We start from the raw sequence: 13,927 nt of genomic DNA, 5'->3' as shown, positions 1-13,927 counted from the left end.
GCGCGTTTGCCGGTTTTCGCCTTGGTGAATGAAGCGATTTGTCGCGAGGCGATGCGCGGCGGCGACGCGGAGAAAAACATGGGCAGGGGTGCGGCGGCGACAGCGGCTGTAAGGCGTAGTGGACCGATTTCTGTCAAACGCAGTGAACAGGATCGATGCGAAGGGGCGGGTATCCGTTCCGGCGCATTTCCGTTCGGTCGTGCAGAAACGTGGCTATGCGGAACTCTATGCGCTACGCTGCCTCGACCTTCCGGCGATGGACGTCGGCGGGCTCGATCTGCTCGACCGCTACGAGCAGCGGATCGCGCTGGAAGATCCCTTCCTGCAGACGGCGGACGATATGTCCTTCTTCTGCCATGGCGACGGGACGTTCCTGAAACTCGACCAGGACGGCCGCATCACGATGACCGATTTCATCCGCGAGCACACGGGCATCTCGAACGAGGTGGCCTTTGTCGGCCGCGGCAATTTCTTCCAGATCTGGGAGCCGGGCCGACTTGCCGCCTATGGGGCGCAGGCTCGAGCCAGGCTTTTGCAGCTTCGGCAGGGGACGAAGCCCGGGGAGCGACCGGAATGATGACTGGCCACGGCGATGATCCTCACGCCGTTGGCGGACTGGTCCGTCACATTCCGGTCCTCCTTGCCGAAGTGCTGGAGGCGCTTGAACCCAAGGCGGGCGAGACGATCGTCGACGGCACGTTCGGCGCCGGCGGATACACCACCGCCATCCTCGAGCGCGGCGCCTCGGTCGTGGCCATCGACCGTGATCCGGATGCGATCGCCGCGGGCAAGGCTCTGGAACAGCAGGCCGGCGGCAGGCTGAAGCTCGTTCAGGAGCCGTTCTCGACCCTGGACAAGCATGTCGAAAGCGCCGACGGCGTCGTGCTCGACATCGGCGTCTCGTCGATGCAGCTCGACCAGGCCGGGCGCGGCTTTTCCTTTCGCGCCGACGGACCGCTCGACATGCGCATGGCGCAGGCTGGCCTGAGCGCCGCCGACGTCGTGAACACCTTCAAGGCGGGCGACCTTGCCCGCATCTTCGGCTTTCTCGGCGAAGAGCGGCATGCCGGCCGCATCGCCCGCATGATCGAGGCCCGGCGCGAGAAGCGGCCCTTCGAGCGCACGCTCGATCTTGCCGACGCCATCGCCACCCATGTCGGCCGCGCGCCGAAGGACAAGATCCATCCCGCCACCCGCGTCTTCCAGGCGCTGCGCATCTTCGTCAATGACGAGCTCGGCGAGTTGGCGAGCGCGCTGTTCGCCGCCGAGCGGGTGCTGAAGCCGGGCGGCAGGCTCGCCGTCGTGACCTTTCATTCGCTGGAGGATCGCATCGTCAAGCGCTTCATCGCCGATCGCGCCGATGCGGCCAGCGGATCGCGTCATATGCCGGACGCGCCGGCGCGGCTGGCGACCTTCCGCAAATCCGGCGGCGGGGTGACGCCGGGAGAGGCCGAGATCGCCGGCAATCCGCGGGCGCGCTCGGCGAGGCTGCGCGCGGCAATCCGCACCGGCGCGCCTGCGCGCGCCGGCGACTTTTCGATTTTCGGCCTTCCAAAGCTTCCCGCCGTCGAGCGGCCGGGGGAGAGGTAAGCACGTGTTTCGCACCAGCGATATAGTCCTGATCGCCGTAATGGTCTCGGCGGCGGCATTGACCTACAAGACCAAGCGCGAGGCCGAGGACCAGCTGGCGGCGGTGCAGAAGCTGCAGGCGCAGATCCGCTACGAGGAAGACACAATCGATCTTCTCAAGGCGGACTGGAGCCTGCTCACCCAGCCGGCGCGGCTGCAGAAGCTTGCCGAAATCTACAAGTCGCAGCTCGGGCTCGAGCCGCTCAACGCCCACCAAATCGGCGGGCTCGACGACGTGCCGATGAAGCCGCTCAATATCGAGGACCTGTCGTCGCAGCCGCTCGGCGGCATGGCCGACAATTCGGGCAAAGGGCCGTCGGACGGCAAGGATCCGGTGGTGACCGGGAGCACCGTGCAATGATCAGCAGGCTTCCAGGGATCGGCAACCTGCTGAAGCGCCGAAGCAAGGCAGCTGAGGACGGCTCGATCGTCGTCGACGCCGCCCGCAAGGCAACCGGCGGCAAGGCCAAGACCCGCATCGTCATGACGATGGCGGTGTTCTTCACCATCTATTCGACGATTGCCGGCCGACTGGTCTATCTCGGCCTGCAGAATCCGGACAATTCGGGTGGTCCGCAGAGCCGCGTCACTGCATCGCGGCCGGACATCGTCGACCGCAACGGCGAGGTGCTGGCGACCGACATCAAGACGGCGTCGCTGTTCGCCGAGCCGCGCCGTATCGTCGACGCCGACGAGGCGATCGAGAAGCTCTCGACCGTGCTTCCCGAGATTGACTACGAGCAGACTTATCACAAGCTGAAGAGCGGCGCCGGCTTCGTCTGGCTGCAGCGGCAGCTGACGCCGAAGCAGCAGGCCGACATCATGGCGCTCGGCATCCCGGGTCTCGGTTTCCGCACCGAAAAGCGCCGCTTCTATCCGAGCGGCGAAACGTCATCCTACATTGTCGGGCTCACCAACATCGACAATCAGGGCATCTCCGGTATGGAGAAGTACATCGATGACCAGGGCCTGACCGATCTGCAGGCGTCAGGACTGGCGGTGGCCAGGGATCTGAAGCCGGTGAAGCTGTCGATAGACCTGCGCGTCCAGCATGTGGTGCGCGACGAGGTGGCGACCGGCATGGAACGGTTCCACGCGATCGCGGCCGGCGCGGTGGTCCTCAATATCAAGACCGGCGAAGTCCTGGCCATGGCCTCGGTGCCGGATTTTGACCCCAACAATCCCTACAATGCTCAGGAAAAGGACCGGCTGAACCGTATGTCGGCCGGGCTCTACGAGATGGGCTCGACCTTCAAGAGCTTCACCACCGGCATGGCGCTCGATTCCGGCAAGGTGACGCTGGAGAGTCGCTTCGATGCGTCGCGCCCGATCAGGATCGGCCGCCAGACCATCCATGACTTCCACAGCAAAGGCCGTGTGCTTTCGGTGCCCGAAGTGTTCATCTATTCGTCCAACATCGGCTCGGCCAAAGAAGCCGAGGCTGTCGGCATCGAAGGGCATCGCGAGTTCCTGCATCGGCTAGGCGTGCTCGAAAAGATGCAGACGGAATTGCCGGAAGTGGCGCGCCCGACCGAACCGAAAGTATGGAAGCAGGTCAATTCGATCACCATCGCCTTCGGCCATGGCGTCTCGACAACGCCCCTGCAGACTGCCGTCGGCTGCGCCGCATTGATGAGTGGCTATTTGATCGAGCCGACTTTTCTGCCGCGCACGGCCGAGCAGGCGATGGAGGTGGCCAAAAGGGTGGTCAAGGACACGACCGTGGAAGGGATGCGCTATCTCTACGCACTCAACGCCGAGAAAGGCTCGGGCAAGAGCGCCAGGGTTCCGGGTTACCGCGTCGGCGGCAAGACGGGCACGGCGGAAAAGGTCGTCAACGGCCGTTATTCGAAAGAGAAGAATTTCAACGCCTTCGTCGCCGCCTTTCCGATGGACGATCCGCAATATATCGTGCTGACCATCGCCGATGAGCCGAAGCCGGAAAAGCCCGGCATGGGCGCCACCGCCGCCTCGAATGCCGGCATCATGGCAGGCAACATCATCAGGCGTGCGGCTTCGATGCTTGGCGTGAAGCCAGATTTCAGCCATGAAAATGGTGCAACGCTGGTTTCCTATCAGTGATTCTTGGGGCGCGCCGGCAACTGCGCGCTATTTTGTTGCGGTGAACGGGACTCAATGTATCTGAAAAATCTAGCCGGTATCCTGCCTGTCGAGGGAACAGCTTCCCCCGATCTGGAGGTTACCGGTCTCTCCTCCGATTCCCGCCAGGTAAGACCGGGCGTCGTTTTTTTCGCGCTCGCCGGCAGCAAGGCTGATGGCTCGACCTATGCCGCCGATGCCGCCGGCCGCGGCGCTGCCGCAATCGTGGCGGCCAAAGGCAATACAATCTCCGGTCTGTCGATCCCGGTTCTTGCCGTCGATGATCCCCGTCTGGCATTGGCGCTGAGCGCGGCGCGCTTCTTCGGCAAGCAGCCTCGGACGATGGTCGCCGTAACCGGGACCAGCGGCAAGACATCGGTTGCCGCGTTCACCCGCCAGATCTGGGAGCAGGCAGGTTTTGCCGCCGCTTCGATCGGCACGACCGGCGTGGTGGCGCCGGGCCGCAACGAATATGGCTCATTGACTACGCCCGATCCGGTCGCGCTGCACGAGTTGCTCAAGGAACTGGCGGAGGCAGGGGTAACGCACGCCTCGATGGAGGCTTCCAGCCATGGTCTCGACCAGCGTCGGCTCGACGGCGTCAAACTGGCCGCCGGCGGCTTTACCAATCTCGGCCGCGACCACATGGATTACCATCCGACGGTCGAGGATTATCATCGTGCCAAGCTGCGTCTGTTCGACACGCTGCTGCCGAAGGGGGCGCCGGCCGTGATCTTCGCTGACGATCCCTGGTCGCAGCCGACGGTTCATGCCGCGCGGGCAGCGGGCCTCAATGTTCTGACCGTCGGCCGCCACGGCGAATTCCTGACGCTGAAGCGCGTCGAGCATGAGCGGCGGCGCCAGCGTGCCGAGGTGGAGGCCGATGGTGTGCTTCACGAGATCGACCTGCCGTTGGCAGGTGATTTCCAGATCGCCAACGCCCTGGTTTCGGCCGGCCTCGCCATCTCGACTGGAACATCCGTTGATAAGGCATTGGCCGCATTGGAGAAACTCAAAGGTGCGCCGGGCCGCCTCGACCTTGTGGGCACGACGGCCGCCGGCGCTCCGGTCTATGTCGACTACGCGCACAAGCCCGACGCGTTGGAAAATGTCCTGACCTCGGTTCGTCCGTTCACCACGGGCCGGGTCGTTGTCGTCTTCGGCTGCGGCGGCGACCGCGATCGCGGCAAGCGGCCGATCATGGGCGAGATCGCGACCCGGCTCGCCGATGTCGTCATCGTCACCGACGATAATCCGCGCACGGAAATCCCCGAAACCATCCGCGCGGCAATCCTTGCCGCGGCGCCCGGCGCCATCGAGATCGGCGACCGCCGCAAAGCGATCCACGAGGCCGTCGCCATGCTCCATGCCGGCGATACGCTGATCGTTGCCGGCAAGGGGCATGAGGAAGGCCAGACGATCGGCACCGAAACCTTCCACTTTTCCGATCACGAGGAAGTGCGCGAGGCGCTCCAGGAGCGCGCCGCATGAGCTTGCTGTGGACGTCGCAAGCGCTTGTCGAGGCCATGGGCGGCAGGCCGATCGGCTCGCTGCCGGAAGGCATCACCGGCATTTCGATCGACAGCCGCAGCCTCGAACCGGGCAACGCCTTCTTCGCCATCAAGGGCGAGACGATGGACGGCCACGATTTCGCGACCGCCGCAGTGAAGGCGGGCGCTGCCGTGCTGGTCGTCGCCGAGGGCAAGCTGCCGTCGCTCGGCCGGCTGACGGCGCCGATGATCGTCGTGCAGGATGTGCTTGCGGCGCTGGAAAAGCTCGGCATTGCGGCGCGCGCTCGCTCACGGGCCAAGATCATCGCGGTGACCGGCTCTGCGGGCAAGACGACCACAAAGGAAGCGCTGCGCCATGTGCTGTCGGCGGTGGGCAAGGTGCACGCCTCGGCGCAGTCGTTTAACAATCACTGGGGCGTGCCACTTACCTTGGCGCGCATGCCCGCAGACTGCGACTACGCGATCTTCGAGATCGGCATGAATCATCCGGGCGAGATAAGGCCGCTGGTCAAGATGGTGAGGCCGCATGTCGCGATCGTCACGCTGATCGCGGCCGCCCATCTCGGCTTCTTCAAGAATCTCGACGAGATCGCCATGGCCAAGGCCGAGATTTTCGAGGGCATAGAGGCCGGCGGCGCCGCGCTGCTCAATCGCGACGATCCGCGTTGGAAGCTGCTCGGGAAAGTGGCCAAGGATGCAGGTGTCGAGCATGTCTTCGGCTTCGGCGAGAACGCCCGCTCGGCCTTTCGTCTTATTGGCTGCGACCTTTATGCCGATCACTCCGATATCGCGGTCAAGATCGGCAAGAGGGACGTGACGGCCCGTGTGGGGGCGCCCGGCCGCCACATCGTGCAGAATGTGCTGGCGGTACTTGGCGCCGCGCAACTGGTCGACGCCAATCTCGACAAGGTCGCGGCGGCGCTCGCCGATCTTTCGGCCGAGCGCGGGCGCGGCCGGCGCCACATTTTGCGCCATCCGAACGGTCCGATCACGCTGATCGACGAGAGCTACAATGCCAATCCGGCGTCGATGGCGGCAGCCATGGCGCTGCTCAACGCCACGCCGGTATCGGGCGAGGGCAGGCGCATCGCCGTGCTTGGCGACATGCTGGAACTCGGCAGCCATTCGGCGAAGCTCCACGCGGCCCTTGCCGAACTTATTGTCGGCACAGAAACGCGCAACGTCTTTCTCGGCGGCCCGGAGATGCGGGCACTGGCCGAGGTTTTGCCTTCGGATGTCGAAACCGAGTACCGGCCAGGAGCCGAAGAGCTGAAGCCCGTCGTCATGTCGGCGATCAGGCCGGGCGACGTGGTGATGGTCAAGTCGTCGAAAGGCATCGGCTTTTCAAAGCTGGTCGAGGCATTGCTCGGCAAATTTCCGGCGGAAGCCGCAACCATTGAACCGACCTGAGGTCGGGATCCGGGGGACCGATGCTCACTTTACTCGTTGATTTCGCGGACAAGATCTCGGCCTTCAATGTCTTCCGCTACATCACCTTTCGCACCGGCGGTGCGCTGATCACTTCGGCGCTGATCGTCTTCATATTCGGACCGACCATCATCAATTCGCTGCGGCTTCGCCAGGGCAAGGGCCAGCCGATCCGCGCCGACGGACCGCAGACGCATTTCAAGAAGGCCGGAACGCCGACGATGGGCGGGCTGATGATCCTGTCCGGCATCATCGGCTCCTCGCTTCTGTGGGCAAACCTCTCCAGCATCTATGTCTGGGTGGTGCTTTTGGTCACCGTCGGCTTCGGCTCGATCGGTTTCTACGACGACTATCTCAAGGTGACGAAACAGTCGCATCTGGGCTTCTCCGGCAAGGCGCGGCTGGCGATCGAATTCGTTGTCGCCGGCATCGCGGCCTGGGTGATCATGCATAACGGCCAGGCGCCGTTCTCGTCGTCGCTGACCTTCCCGTTCGCCAAGGAATTCCTGATCCATCTCGGCTGGTTCTTCGTGCCGTTCTCCTGCTTCGTGATCGTCGGCGCCGGCAATGCGGTGAACCTGACCGACGGTCTGGACGGGCTGGCGATCGTGCCGATCATGATCGCTGCGGCGTCGTTCGGCGTCATCGCCTATCTTTCCGGCAACGCGGTGTTCGCCGAGTATCTGCAGATCCATTTCGTTCCCGGCACCGGCGAACTGGCGGTCGTGCTGGGCGCCGTCATCGGCGCCGGCCTCGGCTTCCTGTGGTTCAACGCACCGCCGGCCGCAATCTTCATGGGCGACACCGGCTCGCTTGCCATGGGCGGCCTGATCGGCACCATCGCTGTCGCCACCAAGCACGAGATCGTGCTGGTCATTGTAGGCGGCCTGTTCGTGGTGGAGATCCTGTCGGTCATCATCCAGGTCGGCTATTTCAAGATGACCGGCAAGCGCGTCTTCCTGATGGCACCGATCCATCACCATTTCGAAAAGCTCGGCTGGACCGAAAGCCAGGTGGTGATCCGCTTCTGGATCATCGCCGTCATCCTGGCGCTGGTCGGCCTCTCCACCCTCAAGCTCAGATAGGATGCCCGCTTGATCGCCGCCGCTTCATTTGCAGGCAAACGCGTTTCGCTCTTCGGGCTCGGCGGGTCGGGGATTGCCACCGCGCATGCGCTGATCGCCGGCGGCGCCGAGATCCTCGCCTGGGACGACAATCCGGACAGCGTCGCCAAGGCAGCAGCCGCCGGGATCGCGACCGGCGACCTGCGCGGCGCCGACTGGTCGCGCTTTGCGGCCTTCGTCCTGTCGCCCGGTGTGCCGCTCACGCATCCGAAGCCGCACTGGACGGTGGAACTGGCGCGCGGCGCCGGCGTCGAGGTGATCGGCGATATCGAGCTGTTCTGCCGCGAGCGCATCCAGCGCGCGCCGGCCGCACCCTTCGTCGCGATCACCGGCACCAACGGCAAATCGACGACCACAGCGATGACGGCGCACATCCTGAAGTCGGCCGGACGCGACACCCAGATGGGCGGCAATATTGGCCGCGCCATCATGACGCTCGATCCGCCCGAGGCCGAACGGCACTATGTGGTGGAGTGCTCTTCCTACCAGATCGATCTCGCGCCCTCGATCAATCCGACCGCCGGCATCCTGCTCAATCTGACGCCCGACCATCTCGACCGCCACGGCACCATGGCCCATTACGCCTCGATCAAGGAAAGGCTGGTCGCCGGCAGCGACACCGCGATCATCGGCGTCGACGATTCCTGGTGCGCCCAGATCGCCGACCGGCTGGAGCGGGCAGGCCGGCAAGTGATCCGCATTTCCAAGCGCCTGCCGCTGACCGACGGCTATTTCGCTGACGGCACGAATCTGATGGAAGCCGTGCACGGTCGCTACAGCCGCATCGCATTCCTGGAAGGCATCGGCTCGCTGCGCGGCCAGCATAATGCGCAGAACGCGCTCGCCGCCGTGGCCGCCTGCCTCAGGGTCGGGCTGGAACTCGGCGAGATCCAGGCGGGGCTGGAAAGCTTCCCGGGGCTGGCGCACCGCATGGAGCAGGTGGGCCGCAAGGATCATGTGCTGTTCGTCAACGATTCCAAGGCGACCAATGCCGATGCGGCGGCTCCTGCGCTGTCGAGCTTCAACCGCATCTATTGGATCGCAGGCGGCCTGCCCAAGGAAGGCGGGATAGAGCCGCTGCGCGGTTTCTTCCCACGCATCGCCAAGGCCTATCTGATCGGCGAGGCCGCTCCCGCTTTCGCCGCCACGCTCGGCGAGGCGGTGCCTTACGAAATTTCCGGAACGTTGGCGGCCGCGGTCGAGCACGCCGCCCATGACGCCGCGGGCGACACCGGCGGCGAGGCCGTCGTCCTGCTTTCGCCGGCCTGCGCCAGTTTCGACCAGTTCAAGAATTTCGAGGTTCGCGGCGAAGCCTTCAGGCAAGCTGCGACTGCTATTGATGGGGTGAAACCCATCGGAGGGCCACGTTGATGCAAAGCCGTCTCGACAAAAGTCCGGTCGCAACCTGGTGGTGGACGATCGATCGCTGGTTCCTGGCGGCATTTCTGTCGCTGATGGGGCTCGGCATCGTCTTGTCCTTCGCCGCAAGCCCGGCGGTCGCCGAGCGCATCGGTCTCGACAGCTTCCACTTCGCCACAAGACAGATCATCTTCACCATCCCGGCGCTCGTCGTGATGCTCGCGGTTTCCTTCCTGGAAGCGCGACAAATAAGGCGCATGTCGCTGGCGATGATCTGCATCATGCTGGTGCTGATGGTGGCGGTTCTCTATATCGGCGTCGAGGTGAAGGGCGCGCGGCGCTGGGTATCGCTGGCCGGGCTCTCGATCCAGCCGTCCGAGTTCCTGAAGCCGGCCTTTGTCATCATTTGCGCCTGGCTGTTTGCCGAGCACAAGCGCCAGCCAGACATTCCCGGCAATCTGTTCGCCATGCTGCTGCTGGCCTTGGTGATCTCGCTGCTGATCGCGCAGCCGGATCTCGGCCAGACCATGCTGGTGCTGGGCACCTGGGGCGTGATGTTCTTCATGGCCGGCCTGCCGTGGTTCTGGATCGTCGCGCTGGGGGCTGCCGGCGTCGGCGGCGTGTTCGCGGCCTATACAGTGTTTCCGCATGTGGCCGCCCGCATTGACAAGTTCCTCACCGGCGAAGGCGACACTTTCCAGGTCGACATGGGCCGCGAGGCGCTGATCAATGGCGGCTGGTTCGGCGTCGGCCCAGGCGAGGGCACGGTGAAGCGGGTCATCCCCGACAGCCACGCCGACTTCGTGTTTTCGGTCGCGGGCGAGGAGTTCGGGCTGATCATGTGCTTCTTCATCATGTCGATTTTCGCTTTCATCGTGCTGCGCGGATTGAGCATCGCGCTCAAGGAGCATGACGACTTCACCCGTTACGCCGTCGGCGGGCTCGTCACCATTTTCGGCTTGCAGTCGGCCATCAACATGTGCGTGAACCTACAGTTGATGCCGGCCAAGGGTATGACGCTGCCCTTCATTTCCTACGGCGGCTCCTCGCAGATCGCGATTGCCGTCTCGATGGGCATGGTGCTGGCGCTGACGCGCAGGCATCCCGAAAAGCGCAAGCAGATTGGCTACGCCTTCTCGCAGCGCGCCATGCCGGCGGAATGAGGCGGGATGTCGAGGGGTGTCATCCTGCTGGCGGCCGGCGGAACGGGCGGACATCTGTTCCCAGCCGAGGCGCTTGCGCATGAGCTGATCGAGCGGGGCTGGGAGGTGCATCTTGCCACCGACCGCCGCGCGGAGCGCTACTCCGGCCACTTTCCCGCCGCCGCGATCCACTCCATCCGATCGGCGACTTTGGGCTCGAAGAATCCCTTCGCCGTGCTCGCCGCCTTCTGGGCGATCTGGCAAGGCGTGCGGCAAGCGGGGCGTGTCATCGCCAGGATCAAGCCCGACGTCGTCGTCGGCTTCGGCGGCTATCCGACATTGCCGCCGCTCTATGCGGCGACACGGCGCAAGGTGCCGACGCTGATCCATGAGCAGAACGCCGTCATGGGACGTGCCAACAAGGCGCTGTCGAGCCGGGTCGATGTGATTGCCGGCGGGTTCCTGCCCGAGGGGGAAAGCGCGGCCGGCGCCAAGACGGTGACCACGGGCAATCCTGTGAGGCCGCAGATACTTGAAGCGGCGAAATCGCCTTATGTCGCGTCGGATGCCAGCGAGCCGTTCCGCTTCCTGGTCTTCGGCGGCAGCCAGGGTGCGCAGTTCTTTTCCGATGCTGTGCCGGCGGCGATAGCGCTTTTGCCCGAAGCGCAGCGCAAGCGGCTGGCGATCACCCAGCAAGCGCGCGCGGAAGACGTGGCGCGAGTGAAGACCGCCTATGCCGATCTCGGCGTCGACGCGCAGGTCTCGCCCTTCTTCACCGATATGGCGGCGCGCATGGCGGCCGCACATCTGGTGATGTCGCGGTCCGGTGCCTCGACCGTATCGGAGATCGCGGTCATCGGACGCCCGGCGCTGCTGGTGCCTTACCCGCATGCGCTCGATCACGACCAGGCGGCGAATGCCGCGGCACTTGCCTCCGCCGGTGGGGCCGAGGTCCATCAGCAATCGACGCTCTCGGCCGAGCGGATCGCCGCGCTGGTCGGCGGGCTGATGGAGGATCCCGGCCGGCTGACCGCAATGGCCGCGGCTGCCCGCTCGGCCGGAAAACCCGACGCGGCGCGGTTGCTCGGCGATCTCACAGAGGCTATTGCGTCCGGCAAAACGGTTTCCGACTACAGGAGGACGCGCGCATGAAGATGCCGCAGACGATCGGCCTCGTGCATTTCATCGGCATCGGCGGAATCGGCATGAGCGGCATTGCCGAGGTGCTGCACAATCTCGGCTACAAGGTGCAGGGCTCGGACCAGGCGGACGGCGCCAATGTGCAGCGGCTGCGCGACAAGGGCATCGAATGTTTCGTCGGCCACAAGGCCGAGAACATCGGCGAGGCCGAGGTGGTCGTGGTGTCGACCGCCATCAAGAAATCCAACCCAGAGCTCAAGGCGGCGCGCGAGAAACTGCTGCCGGTCGTGCGCCGCGCCGAGATGCTGGCCGAGCTGATGCGCTTCCGCCAGGCGGTCGCCATCGGCGGCACGCATGGCAAGACGACGACCACCTCCATGGTCGCGACGCTGCTCGAAGCCGGCGGGCTCGACCCGACCGTCATCAATGGCGGCATCATCAACGCGTATGGTACCAATGCCCGCATGGGTGACGGCGAGTGGATGGTGGTCGAGGCCGACGAGAGCGACGGTACCTTCCTCAAGCTGCCGGCCGACATCGCCGTCGTCACCAACATCGACCCCGAGCATCTCGACCACTATGGCAGCTTCGACAAGGTGCGCGAGGCCTTCCGCCAGTTCGTCGAGAACGTACCGTTCTACGGTTTCGGCGTGATGTGCACCGACCATCCGGAGGTGCAGGCGCTGGTCGGCAGCATCGAGGATCGGCGCGTCATCACCTATGGCGAGAATGCCCAGGCCGACGTGCGCTTCGCCAATCATCGCATGGACGGAGCTACATCCGAGTTCGACGTGGTGATCCGCGACCGCAAGGGGCGGGGCACGACGACGATCACGGGTCTGCGGCTGCCGATGCCGGGCCGCCATAATGTCTCCAACGCGACGGCAGCGATCGCGGTCGCGCACGAGCTCGGTCTGTCCGCCGAAGCCATCAAGAAAGGCCTGTCATCCTTCGCCGGCGTCAAGCGGCGTTTCACGCACACCGGTTCCTGGAACGGCGTCGAGGTCTTCGACGATTACGGCCACCACCCGGTGGAGATCGCGGCGGTGCTCAAGGCCGCGCGCGGGGCCACAAAGGGCCGCGTCATCGCGATCGCGCAACCGCACCGCTTCACCCGGCTGCACGACCTGTTCAATGAGTTTTCCGTCTGCTTCAACGATGCCGACACGGTCATGGTGGCGCCCGTTTACGCGGCCGGCGAGGAACCGATCGAGGGCGTGACCTCGGACGCGCTGGTGTCGCGCATCCGTGCCGGCGGCCATCGCGACGCGCGCTATATCGAAGGCCCGACGGCGGTCGGGCCGGCCGTCCGCGAACTTGCCAAGCCCGGCGACTTCGTCATCTTCCTTGGCGCCGGCAACATCACGCAATGGGCCTATGCGCTGCCCAAGGAACTCGGTGGGGCCCCCTCATGATGCGCGGCCAGGACCTGATCGACAAGCTCGGCGACAAGCTTGCCGGCCTGCGCGGCCGCGTCACGCCCAATGCCGAGATGGACAAGATCACCTGGTTCCGTGCCGGTGGGCTGGCGGAAGCGCTGTTCCAGCCGGCCGACGAGGAGGACCTCGCGGCCTTCCTGCGCGCGGTGCCGGAGGAAATCCTGATTACGGTCGTCGGCGTCGGCTCAAACCTTCTGGTGCGCGACGGCGGCATCCCCGGTTTTGTGGTGAGGCTCTCCGCCAAGGGCTTCGGCGAGGCCGAAGTCACCGGATCGACCACCATTAAGGCTGGCGCGGCAACGCCGGACAAGCGTCTGGCTGCCGTGGCTTATGAAGCCGGCATCGGCGGGTTCCATTTCTATCACGGCATTCCGGGCGCTGTCGGCGGGGCGCTGAGGATGAACGCTGGCGCCAATGGCGTCGAGACGCGCGAGCGCGTGGTCGAGGTGCAGGCGCTCGATCGCGCAGGCAATGTCCATACGCTGAGCAATGCGGATATGGGCTATGCCTACCGCCATTCGTCGGCGCCTGGCGGGTTGATCTTTACCTCCGCCATCTTCGAGGGCATCCCGCAAGACAAGGTTGCGATTAAGGCGGCGATGGATGCCGTGCAGAACCATCGCGAGACGGTGCAGCCGATCCGCGAGAAGACCGGCGGTTCGACCTTCAAGAACCCGGAAGGCTCGTCGGCGTGGAGAGAGATCGACAAGGCCGGCTGCCGCGGGCTGATGATCGGCGGCGCGCAGATGTCTCCCATGCACTGCAACTTCATGATCAACACCGGCACGGCGACCGGCTACGATCTCGAATATCTCGGCGAGACGGTGCGCGCGCGGGTGCTGGAAAATTCGGGCATCCGCCTGCATTGGGAGATCAAGCGGCTGGGCAACTTCCGGCCGGGTCACGCGGTGCAGGAGTTCCTGGGCCAGCTTCTTTAGCTCGCTGCGATGTTCAAGTAGTGCTTGAACTTGCGTCGTCGGCGACGCCGTCAAGCGTTACCGCAAAGACTCAACAAACACACTTTTCTCGCCCGTTTTCGCGGAAAGTGAATCTCT

At 64.8% G+C, this 13,927-nt stretch carries 12 protein-coding genes; all 12 read left to right on the top strand.

Annotated elements, in window-relative coordinates; translation table 11 throughout:
- The first annotated feature begins 118 nt into the window (after positions 1-118).
- Genes mraZ through murB form a run of 12 tightly spaced genes read left to right on the top strand, consistent with a single transcriptional unit; the run spans position 119 to position 13,810 of the window.
- A complete protein-coding gene (gene mraZ / locus P9254_RS04770; protein WP_095783823.1) occupies positions 119-577 on the top strand; it encodes a division/cell wall cluster transcriptional repressor MraZ in 459 nt (152 codons plus the stop codon).
- Positions 574-1,590, top strand: a complete 1,017-nt coding sequence (gene rsmH / locus P9254_RS04765) for a 16S rRNA (cytosine(1402)-N(4))-methyltransferase RsmH (RefSeq protein WP_095779050.1) — start codon at positions 574-576, stop codon at positions 1,588-1,590. Before mraZ ends, rsmH begins: the two co-directional genes overlap by 4 nt.
- Before the next feature lie 4 nt (positions 1,591-1,594).
- Complete coding sequence (ftsL, locus tag P9254_RS04760; protein ID WP_066990723.1) at positions 1,595-1,990, top strand: cell division protein FtsL; 396 nt, start codon at positions 1,595-1,597, stop codon at positions 1,988-1,990.
- A complete protein-coding gene (locus P9254_RS04755) occupies positions 1,987-3,711 on the top strand; it encodes a peptidoglycan D,D-transpeptidase FtsI family protein (protein WP_066990727.1) in 1,725 nt (574 codons plus the stop codon). Before ftsL ends, P9254_RS04755 begins: the two co-directional genes overlap by 4 nt.
- A 54-nt stretch (positions 3,712-3,765) precedes the next feature.
- Entirely contained in the window at positions 3,766-5,220 is a 1,455-nt protein-coding gene (locus P9254_RS04750; RefSeq protein WP_095824925.1) for a UDP-N-acetylmuramoyl-L-alanyl-D-glutamate--2,6-diaminopimelate ligase, read from the top strand.
- Entirely contained in the window at positions 5,217-6,650 is a 1,434-nt protein-coding gene (locus tag P9254_RS04745; protein ID WP_278057326.1) for a UDP-N-acetylmuramoylalanyl-D-glutamyl-2,6-diaminopimelate--D-alanyl-D-alanine ligase, read from the top strand. Before P9254_RS04750 ends, P9254_RS04745 begins: the two co-directional genes overlap by 4 nt.
- A gap of 20 nt (positions 6,651-6,670) precedes the next feature.
- Entirely contained in the window at positions 6,671-7,753 is a 1,083-nt protein-coding gene (gene mraY / locus P9254_RS04740; protein WP_095802416.1) for a phospho-N-acetylmuramoyl-pentapeptide-transferase, read from the top strand.
- Between the two features lie 9 nt (positions 7,754-7,762).
- Positions 7,763-9,163 carry a UDP-N-acetylmuramoyl-L-alanine--D-glutamate ligase gene (murD, locus tag P9254_RS04735; RefSeq protein WP_066990739.1) on the top strand — a complete coding sequence of 467 codons (1,401 nt, stop codon included), beginning with the start codon at positions 7,763-7,765 and terminating at the stop codon, positions 9,161-9,163.
- Positions 9,163-10,314 (top strand): putative lipid II flippase FtsW, encoded by a 1,152-nt coding sequence (gene ftsW / locus P9254_RS04730; protein ID WP_067329044.1) that lies wholly within the window; start codon positions 9,163-9,165, stop codon positions 10,312-10,314. The genes murD and ftsW overlap by 1 nt, the downstream gene beginning before the upstream one ends.
- Positions 10,315-10,320: 6 nt before the next feature.
- Positions 10,321-11,445 (top strand): undecaprenyldiphospho-muramoylpentapeptide beta-N-acetylglucosaminyltransferase, encoded by a 1,125-nt coding sequence (gene murG, locus P9254_RS04725; RefSeq protein ID WP_278057327.1) that lies wholly within the window; start codon positions 10,321-10,323, stop codon positions 11,443-11,445.
- Positions 11,442-12,848, top strand: a complete 1,407-nt coding sequence (murC, locus tag P9254_RS04720) for a UDP-N-acetylmuramate--L-alanine ligase (RefSeq protein ID WP_278057328.1) — start codon at positions 11,442-11,444, stop codon at positions 12,846-12,848. Before murG ends, murC begins: the two co-directional genes overlap by 4 nt.
- Positions 12,845-13,810, top strand: coding sequence for a UDP-N-acetylmuramate dehydrogenase (gene murB / locus P9254_RS04715; RefSeq protein ID WP_067329050.1), 966 nt, complete (start codon positions 12,845-12,847; stop codon positions 13,808-13,810). Before murC ends, murB begins: the two co-directional genes overlap by 4 nt.
- Positions 13,811-13,927: the final 117 nt, after the last annotated feature.

Source organism: Mesorhizobium sp. WSM4983 (assembly GCF_029625765.1).
In the GTDB taxonomy this organism is placed as follows: Bacteria; Pseudomonadota; Alphaproteobacteria; order Rhizobiales; family Rhizobiaceae; genus Mesorhizobium.
This window is presented reverse-complemented; position numbering and strand designations above follow the sequence as displayed.

What these genes read in the sequence shown, in the direction of transcription:
- rsmH (WP_095779050.1), top strand. Translation starts at nt 574, where the DNA reads ATGATGACTGGCCACGGCGATGATCCTCACGCCGTTGGCGGACTGGTC.
- P9254_RS04755 (WP_066990727.1), top strand. Translation starts at nt 1,987, where the DNA reads ATGATCAGCAGGCTTCCAGGGATCGGCAACCTGCTGAAGCGCCGAAGC.
- P9254_RS04750 (WP_095824925.1), top strand. Translation starts at nt 3,766, where the DNA reads ATGTATCTGAAAAATCTAGCCGGTATCCTGCCTGTCGAGGGAACAGCT.
- P9254_RS04745 (WP_278057326.1), top strand. Translation starts at nt 5,217, where the DNA reads ATGAGCTTGCTGTGGACGTCGCAAGCGCTTGTCGAGGCCATGGGCGGC.
- mraY (WP_095802416.1), top strand. Translation starts at nt 6,671, where the DNA reads ATGCTCACTTTACTCGTTGATTTCGCGGACAAGATCTCGGCCTTCAAT.
- ftsW (WP_067329044.1), top strand. Translation starts at nt 9,163, where the DNA reads ATGCAAAGCCGTCTCGACAAAAGTCCGGTCGCAACCTGGTGGTGGACG.
- murG (WP_278057327.1), top strand. Translation starts at nt 10,321, where the DNA reads ATGTCGAGGGGTGTCATCCTGCTGGCGGCCGGCGGAACGGGCGGACAT.
- murC (WP_278057328.1), top strand. Translation starts at nt 11,442, where the DNA reads ATGAAGATGCCGCAGACGATCGGCCTCGTGCATTTCATCGGCATCGGC.
- murB (WP_067329050.1), top strand. Translation starts at nt 12,845, where the DNA reads ATGATGCGCGGCCAGGACCTGATCGACAAGCTCGGCGACAAGCTTGCC.